Consider the following 15,804-nt stretch of genomic DNA (forward strand, 5'->3'; position numbering starts at 1 on the left):
GAATTCCCAGCCCCCGGATCGCTCGCGATCCGCTCCGCGGCCGGGCGCAAGGCGCAACTGGTGTGCCCGAGAGGACCGGAAGGGAAAGGTCCGCTGGACCTTTCCCCGGTCCGATTGGCCGGAGCCGCAAGCCGCAGGCCAAGGGGGGATCGGCCGGGACCGGCGGTGGTAAATCGGGACGCGCCTGCCTGGCGGGCGCGGGAACGCGCCTGCCGGGGGCAGGCAGGCGCGGCCCGATTTGTCGCGGGACAAATCGGGCGGGGCAAAGGTTAGGCGTTGGGATTGGAGCAAAGACGCCGGGTTAAAACCCCACCCTACAGCTCGCTGGCGCGCACCCTACGGCTTGCTAACATCAAGCTTGCGCTTGTCCGCTTTCTCGGATTTGGCGCCTTTTCTTAGCACTATCTATTTTGGCGGGCAGAGAAAACATGTATGTCAAAAAAAGACTCGCAAATTCACGCGCAGCGATGATGTCATCTTTTTCTGGATCCCAATCGTCTTCGTGGGTGGCTTCGTTGCCAAACAATCGAACTTCATCAAGAAGTTGAATCAGTGAGCTTGGTATCAAACCTGCTTTTTCGATATCGCGGATGCGCTTATTTAGCATTCCCGTCGCATCCGGATTGACGTGCTTCAGGGCACGCTCCATTGCTTTTCGGTATGCAGATCCTGCAGCGCCGTAGATACCTCGATGAAAGCACTGTTCTGCTTCTTCGAGGGTTCTATGAACATTCGTTGGAATAGATTCCGGGATTTCCGGCCCGCGCGGTTCCGGGGAAATATCTATTAAAACAAAGTTATCGGTTAGTGGCTTGTTCTCGGAAAGCGTTATTGGACTTCTGCGCGGATCGGCACCACTTCTGTCCATTAATCGAAACAATGCAACTTCCCTGCACACTCCACACGACCCGATGGCCATCCAAATCTTCCCATTTGTTTGACTCTGAAAGTCCCGCTTTAGAGAAAACGCGACACCCTCGGTGCCGCAGTATGGGCAAGTGATGGATATATTTGCACTCACAGCCTGTTGCTCGCTTTAAACATCCAACTCCTCCACGAACCGCGCGTTCTCGCTGATATACTGGAACCGAAGCTCCGGCTTCTTGCCCATCAGTCGCTCGACGAGGTCGCCGGTCTCGCCCGGCACCTCGTCGTGGATCGAGACGCGGATCAGTTTCCGGGTCGCGGGGTTCATGGTCGTGTCCTTCAGGTCCTTGGCGTCCATCTCGCCAAGCCCCTTGAAGCGCTGGACGTCGATCTTGCCGCCACTCTTTCCTTTGGGGCCGCCGAGGCCCTTCTCCATCATCCGTTCCTTCTCGGCGTCATCCGCCACATAGATGCGTTTGGCACCTTGGGTCAGGCGGTAGAGGGGCGGGCAGGCGAGGTAGAGATGGCCCTTGTCGATCAGGGGTCGCATCTGGGTGAAGAAGAAAGTCATCAACAAGGACGCGATATGCGCCCCGTCCACGTCGGCGTCGGTCATGATGATGACCTTGTCGTAGCGCAGGTCGTCGATGTTGAACCGCGTGCCGAGGCCGCAGCCGAGAGCCTGGGTCAGGTCGCTGATCTCCTGGTTCGAGCCGAGCTTCGAGGAGGCGGCGCCAAGGACGTTCAGGATCTTGCCCCTCAGCGGCAGGAGGGCCTGGGTCCTGCGGTCGCGGGCCATCTTGGCGGAGCCGCCCGCGCTGTCGCCCTCGACGATGAACAGCTCCGTTCCCTCGCGGCTGGTGGCCGAGCAGTCGACGAGCTTGCCGGGCAGGCGCAGCTTCTTGGTGGCGGATTTGCGCGCCGTCTCCTTCTCCTGCCGCCGCCGCAGGCGCTCCTCGGCGCGGAGAACGAGGAAGTCGAGTATGGCACCGGCGGATTTGGTGTCGGCGGCGAGCCAGTTGTCGAAATGGTCGCGCACCGCGCCCTCGGTCATCTTCGCCGCCGCCTCGGTCGAGAGCCGGTCCTTCGTTTGCCCGACGAAGGCGGGGTCGCGGATGAAGCAGGAGACGAGCGCGCAGGCCCCGCCCATGAGGTCGTCGCGGGTGATCTGCGCGGCCTTCTTGTTGTTGACGAGTTCGCCATACGCGCGGATGCCCTTCAGGATCGCGGCCCAGAACCCGGCCTCATGCGTGCCGCCCTCGGGGGTGGGCACGGTGTTGCAGTAGGATTGGAGGAAGCCGTCGCGCGAGGGGGTCCAGTTGATCGCCCATTCGACGGAGCCCGGTTCGCGGAACTTCTCCTGAAAGCTGACCTTGCCGGCGAAGGGGCGGTCGGCATATGTCGTGGAGCCGTTCATCTGTTCATTGAGGTAGTCTGCCAGCCCGCCGGGGAAGTGGAACGTGGCCTCGGTCGGCGTCTCGCCGTCGTCGATGGCGGTTTTCCAGCGGATCTCGACGCCCGAGAAGAGATAGGCCTTGGAGCGGACCATCTTCATCAGCCGCGCCGGCTTGAAGCGGTGGTGGCCGAAGATCTCCTCGTCGGCGTGGAAGGTGACGGTGGTGCCGCGCCGGTTCGGGGCGGGGCCGATCTTTTTCACCGGGCCGAGGGGGATGCCGCGCGAGAAGCGCTGCTCGTAAAGCTCCTTGCCCCGCGCGACTTCGACGACCATGGAATCGGAGAGCGCGTTGACGACGGAGGCGCCGACGCCGTGGAGGCCGCCCGAGGTCTCATATGCCTTGCCGGAGAACTTGCCGCCGGCATGGAGGGTGCAGAGGATGACCTCCAATGCCGATTTGTCGGGAAACTTGGGGTGCGGGTCGATCGGGATGCCGCGGCCATTGTCGCGGATCGTCACCGCGTAGTCGTCGTGCAGTTCGACCTCGATCCGGTTCGCGTGGCCCGCGACGGCCTCGTCCATCGAGTTGTCGAGGACCTCGGCGACGAGGTGATGCAGCGCCCGTTCGTCGGTGCCGCCGATATACATGCCGGGGCGCTTGCGCACCGGTTCCAGCCCTTCGAGCACTTCGATGGAATGGGCGTCGTAGGCATCCGCCCGGGCGGTGAGGAGATCGTCGGCCATGGCACTGCTCTTTTCGGTCTTGATTGAGGCCGGATTAGACCATGCGGGCGCGGGCGGGGCAAGCGGGCTTGGCCTTGCCATCGGGCCGCCGCGCGCGAAATATGGGGTGGCGCGGGCATGATGCATCAAGGAGTGGCGGGATGTGGAACGAACGCTATCAGGGCGAGGAATACCTGTTCGGAACGGAACCGGCCAATTTCCTTTTGCGCGCGGCGCCCTGGCTGAAGGCCGGCGAGAGCGTCCTGTGCATCGCCGACGGTGAAGGGCGGAACTCGGTCTGGCTGGCGGGGCAGGGGCTGAGGGTCACCGCCTTCGACCCGGCGCCGAACGCGGTCGCGAAGGCGCGGCGGCTAGCCGGGGCGCGGGGCGTGGCGGTCGATTTCCACATCGACGATCTGGAGGGCTGGGACTGGTCGGCCGCCCATGACGTGGTCGCGGGCATCTTCATCCAGTTCGTGGGGCCCGAGGAGCGGGCGGTGCTCTTCCGGCGGATCGACGGGGCGCTGAGGCCCGGCGGGCTCCTCCTCCTGCACGGCTACGCGCCGAGGCAGGTAGAGTACGGGACGGGCGGGCCGCCTTACAGGGAGAACATGTATACGCTCGATCTGCTGCATCAGGCTTTCGCGGGTTACGAGATGCTGCGGGCGGAGGATTTCGACGCCGAGGTCAGCGAGGGCACGGGCCATTCGGGGCGTTCGGCGCTGATCGACTTCATTGCGCGGAAGCCGGAGTCGCCGGCCCGCGCAGGCTAGGCGGCTCCGGGTCGACTTGCTAGGCTGGCGCGCCGGTATCTATCTGCGCATCGGGGCGGTTCGTCATGAAAACAGAGGCGGTCATCGAACACATCACCGGCTGGCTCCGGGACTACAGCGAGAAGGCGGGCACGAACGGCTTCGTCGTCGGCGTTTCCGGCGGCATCGATTCCGCCGTCTCCTCCACGCTGGCCGCGCGGACCCGCCTGCCGCTTCTCGTGGCAGAAATGCCGATCCACCAGGGCCGCGATCAGGTCAGCCGGGCGCGCGACCATATTTCCTTCCTGAAAGAGACCTACGCGAATGCAGAGAGCCGCGAGGTCGAACTGACCGGCGTCTTCGACCGGCTCATCGGGGCCTTGCCGGACGGTCCGGACGCGGGCGCGCGCGAGATGGCGCTGGTGAACACTCGCGCGCGGCTGCGCATGACGGTGCTCTACTACCTCGCGGGGCTACATGGCCGGCTCGTTCTGGGGACCGGCAACAAGGTCGAGGATTTCGGCATCGGCTTTTTCACCAAGTACGGCGACGGCGGCGTCGATCTCAGCCCGATCGCGGACCTCTCGAAGACCGAAGTCTACGAGGTCGGCCGCGCGCTCGGCGTTAACCCTGCGATCCTGTCGGCGGCGCCCACCGACGGGCTGTGGGGCGACGACCGCACCGACGAGGATCAGATCGGCGCCAGCTACCCAGAGCTTGAATGGGCGATGGGCTTCGACGGCGACCGGTCTGCGCTCGGCGCAAGGCAGGCCGAGGTCCTCGCGCTCTACGAGCGCTTGAATGCCGCGAACCGCCACAAGATGGAGCCGATCCCGGTCTGCCCTATTCCGGATGCTTTGCGGTAGGCGGGCGTCACGGCGACCCTTCCGACAGCCGTGCTGGTCCGGATCGAGTCCGTAGCGGTCAACTGGCAGGGACTCAGCCGCACACCTCACACGGCGGCCACGCAGGGCCGAGCCTGAATCGTCCCGCAAGGTGGTCCGCGGCGTTTCCCGCGCACACCTGTCGATCGGGCAGGCTCCTGATATTCGTTCGACCCAAAACGTCGTAAGCTGGTTCGCGCAGCATCAGGCGGAGGCCAGCGCGATGTCTTCTCGACCTATCCAGATCCTCGTCGGAACGAACAAGGGAGCTTTTATCATCAATGGTGTCGGCGACCGGTCCGGCTGGACCGTTAGGGGTCCCCATTGCGACGGCTGGCCGATCAACCACATGGTCGGTGACGCCGAGACCGGAACGATCTGGGCCGGTGGCGGCGGCGACTGGCACGGCGCGGGTGTCTGGAGGTCCGACGACGGCGGCGAGCGCTGGGAAGTCACGCGGCTGACGCGGGGCCAGATGGACGACTGGGCCGCAAACGACCCCGACTTCGCGAAGATGATCGGCTGGACGGACGGAGCCCTGCCGTTCGGCGCCGACTTTTCTCAGATCTGGTCGCTCGGCGTGTCGCACGGCACGCTCTACGCAGGAACCAAGCCCGCGACCCTGTTGGCGAGCCGCGATGCCGGGAAGTCATGGGCGAAGGTCGATGGCCTGACCGATCACCCGTCGGCCGAGACATGGAACCCGGGCGCTGCCGGCCTCGTGCTGCACAGCATCGTCTCCGCGCCCGGGGATCGCGGGAAGCTCTGGGTCGGCATCTCGGCAGCCGGGGTCTTCGCGACGGAAGATGGCGGCAAGAGCTGGGACCGGCGCAATCGCCTCTCGAACGCCGAGGCGTGCGGGCACCACGACCACCCCGCCGCGCCACGGGACGGCGAGATCGGGCATTGCGTCCACAACATGGTACGCGCGTCCGGCACGGCGGACCTGCTTTACCAGCAGAACCACCACGGTGTCTGGCGCTCCTCCGATGGCGGCCGCAGCTGGGATGACATCACGGACGGGCTGCCTTCGACCTTCGGCTTTCCAATCCGTGTGCATCCGCGCGATCCCGATACGATCTGGACGCTGCCGCTCAACGGCGACAGCGCGGGGCGCTATCCGCCGGGGGCCGCGGCGGCGGTCTGGCGGTCGCGCGACGGCGGACAAAGCTGGCAGGCGCATCGCGAGGGGCTGCCGCAGGAGGCGTGCTTCTTCACCGTGCTGCGGCAGGCCATGGCCGGGGATGCGCGCGACCCGGCTGGGGTCTATTTCGGCACGAACAGCGGCTCGGTCTTCGCGAGCCTCGACGAGGGCGAGACCTGGAACGAGATCGCCCGCCACCTGCCGACCGTCCTGGCGGTGGAGGTGCTGGACCGGGCAGCGCCCTGATCCGCTCATAGGATCGCCGCGAACGGAGCCGACGGCGGGAATGCGGACTTAGCCGCCATTTGCCTGAGCAGCGTGAATGTCCGGTGCTGGCGCATCATGATACATCGTGAACCCTGTCTGTCTGCTCACGCTTGCGACCCGTCCGCTCTGATCCCTTGATCGGGAGAGGCCAAAAGCAGCATGATGTTGCTTTGGCGCTTTCCGCCGCCAATGTCCGCCCGGCGCGCCGTTCCCGTTTCCAAACCCAGCAGTGAGAAAGGGTTACCTTGCTGTCACGACATCGGCAGCGAGCGTATAGCCCACGCCATGTACCGTCCGGATCAACGACCTCTCGTGATCACCTTCGTCGAGCTTGCGGCGGAGGCGGACGATATGGGCGTCGATCGCCCGGTCGGTCACTGCGGTCGAATTGCCGTAAAGCGCATCGAGTATCGCGGATCGGGTCAGAACTTTGCCAGGATGGTCGGTCAACGCCAGCAGCAGGGCGTATTCAGTCGAGGTCACGCCGATCGGCGTGTCGTCGGAGCTACGACAGAGGGTGCGCGCCACCAGGTCCATGCGAAAACCGGAAAAATCACGAAATCGCAGGTTCGTAGCGGCCGTCGCCGCTGGCTCGGGCGCGCGGCTTCGGCGTAGGACGGACTTGATACGAGCCAGCAATTCGCGCGGCTCGAATGGTTTGGTGAGGTAATCGTCGGCTCCCAGCTCCAGCCCGATGACCCGGTCAAACACCTCGTCGCGCGCCGTCAGGACGACGATGGGTAGTTCCGACGATTTCCGGATTTCGCGGGTGACCTCGAAACCGTCACCATCAGGCAGGCCGATATCCAGAACGATCAGGTCGAACTCCTGATGCTCCATCGCGAGGCCCATCTGGGTTGCCGTGGCCGCGGTCGAAACCTGATAGCCCTGCTTTTGAAGGAACCTTTCCAGAAATGATGTCAGCTGTCGGTCGTCATCGACAACCAGAATTCGCTCGGCCATTGACCTTCACCCTTCGTTCGGTCCTTCTCGATGTTGCGCAAATACGTCGGCTCTGCAACAGGTTCACTTGACCGGAGGTGACGATGCAGCCCATGAAACGCAGCAGAGTGATCGGCCTCGCGGCGGCGGTTTTGCTGATCTCAACGGTCGTGACCGGCCTTTTTCTTGGCGTGCAGACGCGGGCACAGTTCAAGGAAATCGCCGCAAGCTGGACCGGATATGCCGATGATGCCGCGAAGAAAGGCGTCTGGATCAGCTCGATCCGCGGCTATCTGGGCTACGGCGGCATCATCCATAACTTCAAGAATTATGTCCTGCGCGGCGAAGACGTCTATCGCGAGCGTGTCGAGGTCCAATTGGCCCAGTTCGATGCGGTGCTGGACGAATACCTCGCCGAGCCTCTGCCGGAAGAGGAGCGTGACGCGCTTCAGACGATTGCTGCCACGATCGCGGAATACGAGGCGAAACTGCCCATCGCCACCACGGCGGCACGCGAGGGCTGGCCCGCCGAACGCACCGACGCGCTGGTGCGGGTGGATGACAGCGGCGCGCTTCTTGCTTTCACGGCTTTGGAGCAGATCTGGCGCGAGAACCGGGCGCAGAGTACCGAACGGATGATATCGGCCGTGTCCAAAGGGCAGACGCTGATCGATTTCGGGTTCGTGTCGATGTTCGCTCTGGTCGTCGTGGCGCTGTCGCTTGGATTTCTGATGGCGCTCTTGCTGCGCGACATGTGGGTGGCGATGGATAGCCTGTCGGATGAACTGGTTCATCGGCGGCGGCTGGAACAATCCGAAAAGCTATTGGCCGAGACCGTCGAGCAGAGCCCCGCGACGATCCTGATCACCGATACTGACGGGCGTATCCAATATGCCAATCAGAAATTCGAGGATATCACCGGCTGGAACCGAAGCGAGCTTGCCGGGCGAACGCCGAAGCTGCTTCAGTCCGGCGATACACCGAAAGCGACCTATGACGATATCCGCGCGCGGCTGATGCGCGGCGACGCCTGGCATGGCGTTTTCCGCAACAAGCGCAAATCCGGCGGCAGCTACTGGGCGGAAACCACGATCCTGCCGCTCATGGGACCCGACGGCGAGGTGCGGAACTTCATCGGCATCGGCGAGGACATCACCGAAAAGCGCCGCGCTCAGGAACAGGTGGCGCGGGCACAGAAGATGGAGGCCGTGGGGCTTCTGGCCGGTGGCATCGCGCATGATTTCAACAACATCCTGACGACCATCGTGGGGGCTGCGCATCTGGCATCGCTCGACGCGGCCGAGGACAGCGACCTGGCGGTCGAGGTCGAGCAGATCGACATCGCCGCGCGGCGCGCCCAAAGTCTTGTCGGGCAGCTTCTGACATTCGCGCGCCGCGAGCCGGGGATAGCGGTTCCGACCGATATTTGCGCCGTGATCGCCGAGGTCGCCCGCCTGCTGCGGGCCGCGATTCCGCAGACCGTTGCGATTGAGACCCCGGACCCGGCAGAGCCGATGCCGGTGCTGGCCGATCCCACCCATCTGCACCAGATCCTGATGAACCTCTGCGGCAATGCCGCGGAAGCCATTGGCGGCGCGTCCGGTCGGATCACCATATCCGTCGCTCGGCCCAGAAAGACGCCGGACGGGCTTGCATCACGCCGCGAAGGCTGGGTTCGGCTGGTCGTGGAAGATGACGGACCAGGCATGTCGTCGGCGACGTTGGACAGTGTTTTCGATCCGTTTTTCACGACGAAGCCGATCGGCAAGGGGACCGGGCTTGGGCTGACGGTTGTGCAGCGGCTGGTGCAGGAAACCGGCGGACTCATCACTGCCGACAGCAGGCCGGGCAATGGCGCGCGTTTCACGTTGTGGTTGCCCGGCGCCGATCATCTGGCGCTGGCCGATGCGGCAGAGCCGGTGAAGTTGCCGCGCGGGCGCGAGCGGCTGCTGATCATAGATGACGAGGCCGAGATCGCCTCGATGTTCCGGCGGCTTCTGATGCGGCTCGGATACCAGGTGGACGCCTTCAGTCGCGCGACTGTCGGGCTAGATCGTTTCCGTGAAAACCCCGGCCGATACGATCTGGTCATTCTCGACCTCGTGATGCCGGAACTGCCCGGTGATGAACTGGCGGCCGAGATCAGGGCGCAGCGTCCCGATTGCCCGATCCTGATCTGTTCAGCCTACCGCCGGAGTAATCTGGAATTGCGCGGGCCAAGTCCGGGAGTCCTCGACAAGCCCGTCGAGCCGATGGTGCTGGCGCAGCGGGTGCGAGCGATGCTCGATGATGCCGGTTCCGCTGGGTCCGCCGGCGCGTAGCCTAGCCCGCTCCGTCACAATTCGTCACAAGAAACAGCAAACTGTAACCCGATTGGCAACATCTGACGGAAGGCAGCGCGTTAGTCTTCCGGCATCTGCCGGTTCCGGGGGGGGTGCGGGTATCTGCACCGCATTCGGGCTTTGCCGGCAGGTCTTGACCCGATGCCGCAGGGAGGGGCACTGCAATGCGAAACAGCCAATCGGTCATTCAACATGGGCTGGCGGGAACGGCGGCTTTGTTGCTGGTTCTCGTCACGGGTCCGGCCTCTGGCCAAGACCCCGGCTTTGCACCGCTGCCCGAACCGAAGGAAGTCAACGAGGTCCGCGCAAAGCTGGGCGGCATGCTGTTCTTCGATGACCGCCTGTCCGGCGACACCGGCAGTTCCTGTTCGACCTGCCACGATCCCGAACAGGGTTGGGGCGACGGGCTGGCCCTGTCGGACGGCTATGCAGGCGGCGTGTACTTCCGCAATGCGAAATCGCTTTTCAACACTTCCTACAGCAATGTCCTGATGTGGGGTGGCCGGCTCGACGGCGCCGATATGAGCACGGTCAGCCGCGACATGCTGACCGAAAGCCACACCATGAACATGGATAGCCGTCTCGCGCAGGAGCGGCTGAAGCAGGTGCCGGAATATGCGGCCCTGTTCGAGGAAGGCTTCGGCGGCGATCCCTATGGCGGCAAGATCTACAGTGCTCTCGGCGAATACCTGAAGACCATCCGCACCACGGGCGCGCCCTTCGATGCCTATCTGAACGGCGATACCGCGGCACTCTCCGAGGCGGCGACGCGCGGGATGGAACTGTTCGAGGGCAAGGCGGGCTGCATTTCCTGTCACAACGGACCGACGCTGTCGGATGGCGGCGCGCATGCGACCGGCGTACCCGACCATCCCGATCTGCAAGAGGATGCCGAACGCCAGATCGTGATGCTGCGCTTCTTCGCCACGCTCGGCACGCCCAATTACATGAACCTGCGCGAGGATGCCGGGCATTACGCCGTGACCAAGGACGACGACGACCGCGGCAAGTTCGCGACGCCGGGGCTTTGGGATGTAGGCCAGACCGCGCCCTACATGCACTCAGGTGTCTTCGCGACGCTGCCAGAGGTGGTCGCCTTCTACAATGCCGGGAATGAGCAGGTCGCGCCGCTCGGCCTCAGCGCCGAGGAAGAGGCCGACCTCGTGGCCTTTCTCGAAAGCCTGACGGGTGATGCGCCCGATGTCACCGTTCCCGAACTGCCCGACTACGCCATGCGCGTCGTCGGCGAGAACTGAGGAGGTGCCCGGTATGACACGGAAAACAACGCAACTCATCGGCTCGGCTGCGCTTGCGGCGCTGATCGGTACCGCGGCCACGGCCCAGGACGCGCCGCCGCTGGCGACGCTGGGGCCGGTGCCGGACCCCGTCGACAATCCGATGACGCCGGAAAAGATCGCCCTGGGCGAGAAGCTCTTTTGGGACGGGCGGCTGTCGGGCAACGGCGCGATGCCGTGTTCGGCCTGCCACCTGCCCGATCTGGGCTGGGGCACCGGCGGGCCGATCAGCTTTGGCTATCCCGGCACGCAGCATTGGCGCAACAGCCAGACGATCCTCAATTCGGCCTATTACAACAAGCTGTTCTGGGAAGGCTCCAAGACCTCTCTGGAAGCGCAGGCCAAGGGCGCCGCGGGCGGTGCCGTGGCCGGCAATGGCGACGGCTCGATGATGGAAATGCGGCTGCGCTTCGTTCCCGACTATGTCGTCGCGTTCAAAGAGGTGTTCGGCACCGAATGGCCGCATTCCGCACAGGCATGGGACGCGATCGCCGCCTATGAACGCACGATCGTCACCGATCCCGGCAAGGTTCCGTTCGATCGCTTCCTTGCGGGCGACGGTGCCGCGATGACCGAGAATGCCAAACGCGGCATGGATATTTTCAACGGCAAGGCTGGCTGCATTTCGTGCCACAACGGCGCGCTGGCTTCGGATCAGAAGTTCTACAATACCGGTGTTCCGGCGGCGGCCGAATTCAGCGAAGACCCGCTTTATCAGATCACGCTGCGTTGGGAATTGTACCAGAAGGGCGGATCGGAAGAGGATTACCGCACCGGCGATGATGATCTGGGCCTTTATCACCAGACCAAGCGCCCGGACGACAAGCACAAGTTCCGCACGCCGTCGTTGCGCGAATTGCGCTGGACAGACCCATACATGCACAACGGCAGCCTCGCAACGCTGGCCGATGTGGTCGCGTTCTACGATGGCGGCGGCGGCGATGGGCAGACCGCCGGTCTGCAACCTCTTGGCCTGAGCACCGAGGAACAGGCGGACCTCGTCGCCTTCCTCGAAGCGCTGTCGATGGACGAGCCGCTGATCCTGGAAGAACCCGAGCTTCCCGAAACCGCAACCTGGGCGGAGTTTCCGAAATGAACAAGGCAATCACAGCCAAGGGCGTGGGCCAAAAGCGCGCCTGTCAGTCGATAAGCCGCAGGAACTTCCTGATCCTCGGCGGCGCCTCGGTCACGGTGCTGGCGACCTATGGCAGCGGCGCCGAGGCGCAGGAGCTCGTCTCATCCTCCTATGCGCGCAAGGTGATCGGCAAGGTGTCCGACCTGGAACCGGGCACGGCGCTTTCCTTTACCTATCCGACCGACGATATCGAGAACCTCGTCATGATGCTGAACGAAGAGGCCGGCGGCGGCGTGGGAGAGGGGCGCAACATCGTCGCCTTCAACACCATCTGTCCGCACTTGGGCGGCTATATGGGCGAGAGCGAGTTCAAACCGCAGCACTCGGTTCTGGGGCCATGCCCCCTGCACCTGTCGACCTTCGATCTGTCGCGCCACGGGATGATCGTGTCCGGCCATTCATCGGCCAGCCTGCCGCAGATCGTGCTGGAAATCGAAGGCGACGACATCGTGGCCACCGGTGTCATGGGGCTGTTCTACGGCTACAGCCAGAACCCTTCCGGCGCGTGAGGCAAGGAGAACAGAGATGACCACCACAATCCAGAACCGCGATTCCGTTCCGCTGCCGCCGCCCGATGCCGAGGTGCTGACGACCGCGTGCAGCTACTGCATCGTCGCCTGTTCCTACAAGGTCTACCGTTGGCCCGTCGGGACCGAGGGCGGCACCCAGGCCGACCAGAACGTCTTCGGCGTCGACTTTCCCAGTGGCGGCGTGCCATGGATCGCTGAGTCGCAGCACAATATCGGCATGCACGAGGGGCGCCAGCATCACTTCGTTATCATTGCCGATCCCGATGCAGAGGTCGTCAATCGCGACGGCAACCACTCGGTACGCGGCGGCACGCTGGCGCAGAAGATATACAACCCCGACACGCCGACCCGCGACCGTCTGAAATACCCCACGATCCGCATCGGCGGCGTCCTGACGCCGGTCAGCTGGGATCTGGCCACCGACGTCATGGCCGAAGTGTCGAAATACGTGCTCAAGAATTACGGGGAACATGCCTGGGGCATGAAGACCTACAGCTACGAGTATTTCGAGAATACCTACGCGATCCGCAAGCTTGTGGACCGTGCAATCGGCACGCCGGTCTACGCGCCCCATGACAAGCCCCAAAACGCCGAGGATGCGGCGGGGCTCGACGATGCCGGCATCAACTCTTTCGCCGCCTCCTACGATGATTGGGGATCCTGCGATGTCGCCTTCCTGTCGGGCGTCGATCCGTACGAGACCAAGACCGTGCTCTTCACGGAATGGATGATGTATGGCGAAAATCCCGACAAGAAGATGATCTTCGTCACGCCGCACAAGACGATGGGCGTGGAATACGGGCTGCGAAACGGCGGCCTGTGGCTGCCGATCATCCCCGGCACCGATACCGTCCTGCATCTGGCGCTCGCCAAGATCATCATCGACAATGGTTGGCAGGATCAGGAATTCATCGACAAATGGGTGAACAACAAGTGGGAGATCGAAAGCGGCTTCGGCCGTGGCACCCGCAACACCCGCTGGCAATGGCGCACGACATGGGGCCGCTGGCAATCGGACTGGGAGGATTTCCAGAAATTCATCGCCGAGGAACCCGTGGCGGTGCTGGAAGAGGCGGCGAAGATCACCGGGCTCGACCCCGCCGACATCCAGCGGGCGGCCGAGATGATCGCGAAGCCGCGTGAGGATGGATCGCGGACCAAGACCTCGTTCATGCTGGAAAAGGGCAATTACTGGTCCAACAACTACATGAACACGGCGTCTCTGGCCTCCCTGGGTCTGATCTGCGGCGCCGGCAACCGGCCCGGACAGGTCATCAGCCGGGGTGGCGGCCACCAGCGCGGCGGCATGAAGCCGGGCGGCGGCAAGGGCTTCCTTTCACCTGAAAAGCATCCCGGCCGCCGCAAGAAGGCGCTGAACGTCGACCGCTGGGTGATGGATGGCAAGGTGCGGTTCTTCTGGACGATCGGCTGCACCTGGTTCGCCGCGATGTTGGCCAGCCAGGAGCTTGCCAGCCGCGTCGCCGATCTGACGGTGCGCAATCCGAACCAGCCCCGGTCCGTCGACCGCGATCACCTGATCGAAGTCTTCAAGGCCCGCGTCGACAGCGGCGGCATGATGCTGGTCGACAGCGACATCTACCCGGTCGATCCGCTGAACACCCAATATGCCGATATCGTCCTGCCGGCGGCGGGCTGGGGCGAGGTCGATTTCGCCCGCTGTAACGCCGAACGGCGGCTTCGGCTCTACGCCAAGTTCAACGACGCACCGGGAGAGGCGAAGCCCGACTGGTGGGCAGTGGGGCAGTTCGCCAACAAGATGGGTTTTTCGGGTTTCGACTGGCAGGAATCCAATGACATCTTCGAGGAGGCGTCGCGCTTTTCCCGCGGCGGCGTCCTCAGCTACCATGTGCTGGCGCAAGAGGCGAAGAAGGAAGGCAAGAAGGCGCATGAGAAGCTGCGCGAGCTTGGAACCACCGGCATCCAGACGCCGGTGCGCCTGATCGACGGCCAGATGGTCGGCACCAAGCGGCTGCACGACGCCGAGAACGAGTGGGGTGAGGTCGAGGGCGACACCTATGACCAGAAATGGCTTTATGCCTTCGGCACCCATACCGGCAAGGCCAACATGCTGAAGACGCCCTGGGCCACCGATAGCTGGATCGATTTCTACGACGCGATCAAGCCCCGCCCCGAAAAGGGCGAGATCTGGATCACCAACGGCCGCGTGAACGAGACCTGGCAATCGGGCTTCGACGACCTGCGCAAGCCCTATCTGGCCAAACGCTGGCCCTGGCCGCATATCGTGATCCACCCTGACGACGCGGCCCCGCAGGGGATCGAGTCGGGCGACCTGGTCGAAGGCTTCAACGACACCGTCTATGTCCAGCAGGGCGAACCGATCGGGGTCAAGGATGGCGACCTCAGCTTCACCAAGCTGATGGAGCATGGCCATATCAAGACCACCACCGGTCAGTTCGTCGCCGTTGCCATCGTCTCGGACGAGATGCGGCCGGGCGTGGCCAAGGCGGCCTTCAACTATCCCGGCTCGATGGCGAATTCGGTCTGCCATGCGGTGCCCGATCCGGTGTCGGGCAACTACCGCTACAAGCTGGGCCGCGGCGTGCTGCGGAAGGTCGGCGAAAGCGCCTACAAGAACAACTATCTGGAAATGTCGTTGAAACCGCGCCCGATCGTTTGAGCGCAGTCGTTGCCGCCGCCGGTTCCTTCGGTGGCGGCAATTTTGAGTGGGGAGCTGGTCAATGGCATTGGGCGTCGTCACCTGCGCCGCCACGGGAGGTACCGAACAGACGTTTTCCGACCTCTGCCGATGTTTGACGGCGGCAGGTTGGCGGGTCGTCGGAACCCTTCAGCAATCGCACCACGGAACAACCGGTCGCCGTTGCGACATGGATGTCCGGATTCTGCCCGACGGTCCCGTGATCCGGATCAACCAGAAACTCGGTCCCGGCGCACGCGGATGCAGGCTGGACGCCAGTGCGCTGGAAACGGCGGTCGCGGCAGTGGAACGGGAGTTTGCCCGTGGGGCCGATCTGCTCATCGTCAACAAGTTCGGAAAACACGAGGCCGCGGGACGTGGCTTCCGCGCGCTGATCGCCGAGGCTTTGCTGCAAGATATCCCTGTCATATGCGGCCTAAGAGATCTGAACCAGGCGACGTTCGAGGATTTCGCCGGATCAGCTGCCGAATATCTCCAAAATGATCCAGAGATTTTGGAGAACTGGGTGAACGATGTGGCCGCGCTGAGGGTTGCCTGAACCGGGTTCCGTCGCAGTCGTTGGTGGCCAGGCTCCGAAACTCGGTTGTCCGCTTCACGCACATCGCGACCGTTCAGACCCGGCGCAGCATCGGTCAAGATAGGCTCTCTGCGGACCTCGGATGCAGCGCGGCATCCGGATGGAGCAGGGCCTCTCGTAGCGACAAGATCGGCCCATAGCCGACCTTCTACGGTATCTCGGCCGCGGCCCCAATGCAGATGTTCATGTCCTGCGCAGCATCGCGCGACCGTTCTAGGTCCGCTTTGCGGACGGCGAGACCCAATTGAATCG

General features: G+C 63.8%; 13 protein-coding genes. 10 read left to right on the forward strand and 3 right to left on the reverse strand.

The window, feature by feature from the left end:
* Positions 1 to 352: 352 nt before the first annotated feature.
* Together DEA8626_RS02610 and parE are read right to left on the reverse strand one after the other, a co-directional pair.
* A complete protein-coding gene (locus tag DEA8626_RS02610) occupies positions 353 to 919 on the reverse strand; it encodes a DUF4145 domain-containing protein (protein WP_108851502.1) in 567 nt (188 codons plus the stop codon).
* A gap of 117 nt (positions 920 to 1,036) precedes the next feature.
* Entirely contained in the window at positions 1,037 to 3,007 is a 1,971-nt protein-coding gene (parE, locus tag DEA8626_RS02615; protein WP_108851503.1) for a DNA topoisomerase IV subunit B, read from the reverse strand.
* On the opposite strand from parE, the gene DEA8626_RS21545 reads away from it, so the two are divergent.
* From DEA8626_RS21545 to DEA8626_RS02630, 4 genes are all read left to right on the forward strand, one after another.
* The gene (locus tag DEA8626_RS21545) at positions 3,006 to 3,128 is read left to right on the forward strand and encodes a hypothetical protein (RefSeq protein ID WP_281261483.1); all 123 of its coding nucleotides are present in this window, start codon (positions 3,006 to 3,008) and stop codon (positions 3,126 to 3,128) included. The two genes, parE and DEA8626_RS21545, sit on opposite strands and share 2 nt — an antisense overlap.
* Before the next feature lie 19 nt (positions 3,129 to 3,147).
* On the forward strand, positions 3,148 to 3,759 hold the full coding sequence (locus DEA8626_RS02620; RefSeq protein ID WP_108851504.1) for an SAM-dependent methyltransferase: 612 nt from the start codon (positions 3,148 to 3,150) through the stop codon (positions 3,757 to 3,759).
* A gap of 65 nt (positions 3,760 to 3,824) precedes the next feature.
* Positions 3,825 to 4,604 (forward strand): NAD(+) synthase, encoded by a 780-nt coding sequence (gene nadE, locus DEA8626_RS02625; RefSeq protein ID WP_108851505.1) that lies wholly within the window; start codon positions 3,825 to 3,827, stop codon positions 4,602 to 4,604.
* A 241-nt stretch (positions 4,605 to 4,845) separates the two neighbouring features.
* The gene (locus DEA8626_RS02630) at positions 4,846 to 6,012 is read left to right on the forward strand and encodes a WD40/YVTN/BNR-like repeat-containing protein (protein ID WP_108851506.1); all 1,167 of its coding nucleotides are present in this window, start codon (positions 4,846 to 4,848) and stop codon (positions 6,010 to 6,012) included.
* Positions 6,013 to 6,273: 261 nt separating this feature from the next.
* Here the strand turns inward: DEA8626_RS02630 and DEA8626_RS02635 are convergent, their stop codons facing one another.
* On the reverse strand, positions 6,274 to 6,996 hold the full coding sequence (locus DEA8626_RS02635) for a response regulator transcription factor (protein ID WP_108851507.1): 723 nt from the start codon (positions 6,994 to 6,996) through the stop codon (positions 6,274 to 6,276).
* A gap of 92 nt (positions 6,997 to 7,088) precedes the next feature.
* Between DEA8626_RS02635 and DEA8626_RS02640 the strand changes: the two genes are divergently transcribed.
* The 6 genes from DEA8626_RS02640 to DEA8626_RS02665 all read left to right on the forward strand — a co-directional run bounded on the left by DEA8626_RS02640 (position 7,089) and on the right by DEA8626_RS02665 (position 15,513).
* The gene (locus DEA8626_RS02640) at positions 7,089 to 9,296 is read left to right on the forward strand and encodes an ATP-binding response regulator (protein ID WP_181366334.1); all 2,208 of its coding nucleotides are present in this window, start codon (positions 7,089 to 7,091) and stop codon (positions 9,294 to 9,296) included.
* A gap of 185 nt (positions 9,297 to 9,481) precedes the next feature.
* The gene (locus DEA8626_RS02645) at positions 9,482 to 10,573 is read left to right on the forward strand and encodes a cytochrome-c peroxidase (protein ID WP_108851509.1); all 1,092 of its coding nucleotides are present in this window, start codon (positions 9,482 to 9,484) and stop codon (positions 10,571 to 10,573) included.
* Positions 10,574 to 10,586: 13 nt separating this feature from the next.
* Complete coding sequence (locus DEA8626_RS02650; protein WP_108851510.1) at positions 10,587 to 11,708, forward strand: cytochrome-c peroxidase; 1,122 nt, start codon at positions 10,587 to 10,589, stop codon at positions 11,706 to 11,708.
* Complete coding sequence (locus tag DEA8626_RS02655) at positions 11,705 to 12,256, forward strand: Rieske 2Fe-2S domain-containing protein (protein WP_108851511.1); 552 nt, start codon at positions 11,705 to 11,707, stop codon at positions 12,254 to 12,256. Before DEA8626_RS02650 ends, DEA8626_RS02655 begins: the two co-directional genes overlap by 4 nt.
* 16 nt (positions 12,257 to 12,272) lie before the next feature.
* Complete coding sequence (locus DEA8626_RS02660; RefSeq protein WP_108851512.1) at positions 12,273 to 14,936, forward strand: arsenate reductase (azurin) large subunit; 2,664 nt, start codon at positions 12,273 to 12,275, stop codon at positions 14,934 to 14,936.
* Between the two features lie 61 nt (positions 14,937 to 14,997).
* Positions 14,998 to 15,513, forward strand: coding sequence for a DUF2478 domain-containing protein (locus DEA8626_RS02665; protein ID WP_108851513.1), 516 nt, complete (start codon positions 14,998 to 15,000; stop codon positions 15,511 to 15,513).
* Positions 15,514 to 15,804 lie beyond the last annotated feature (291 nt).

The sequence above is a fragment of the Defluviimonas aquaemixtae genome, assembly GCF_900302475.1.
Lineage (GTDB): Bacteria > Pseudomonadota > Alphaproteobacteria > Rhodobacterales > Rhodobacteraceae > Albidovulum > Albidovulum aquaemixtae.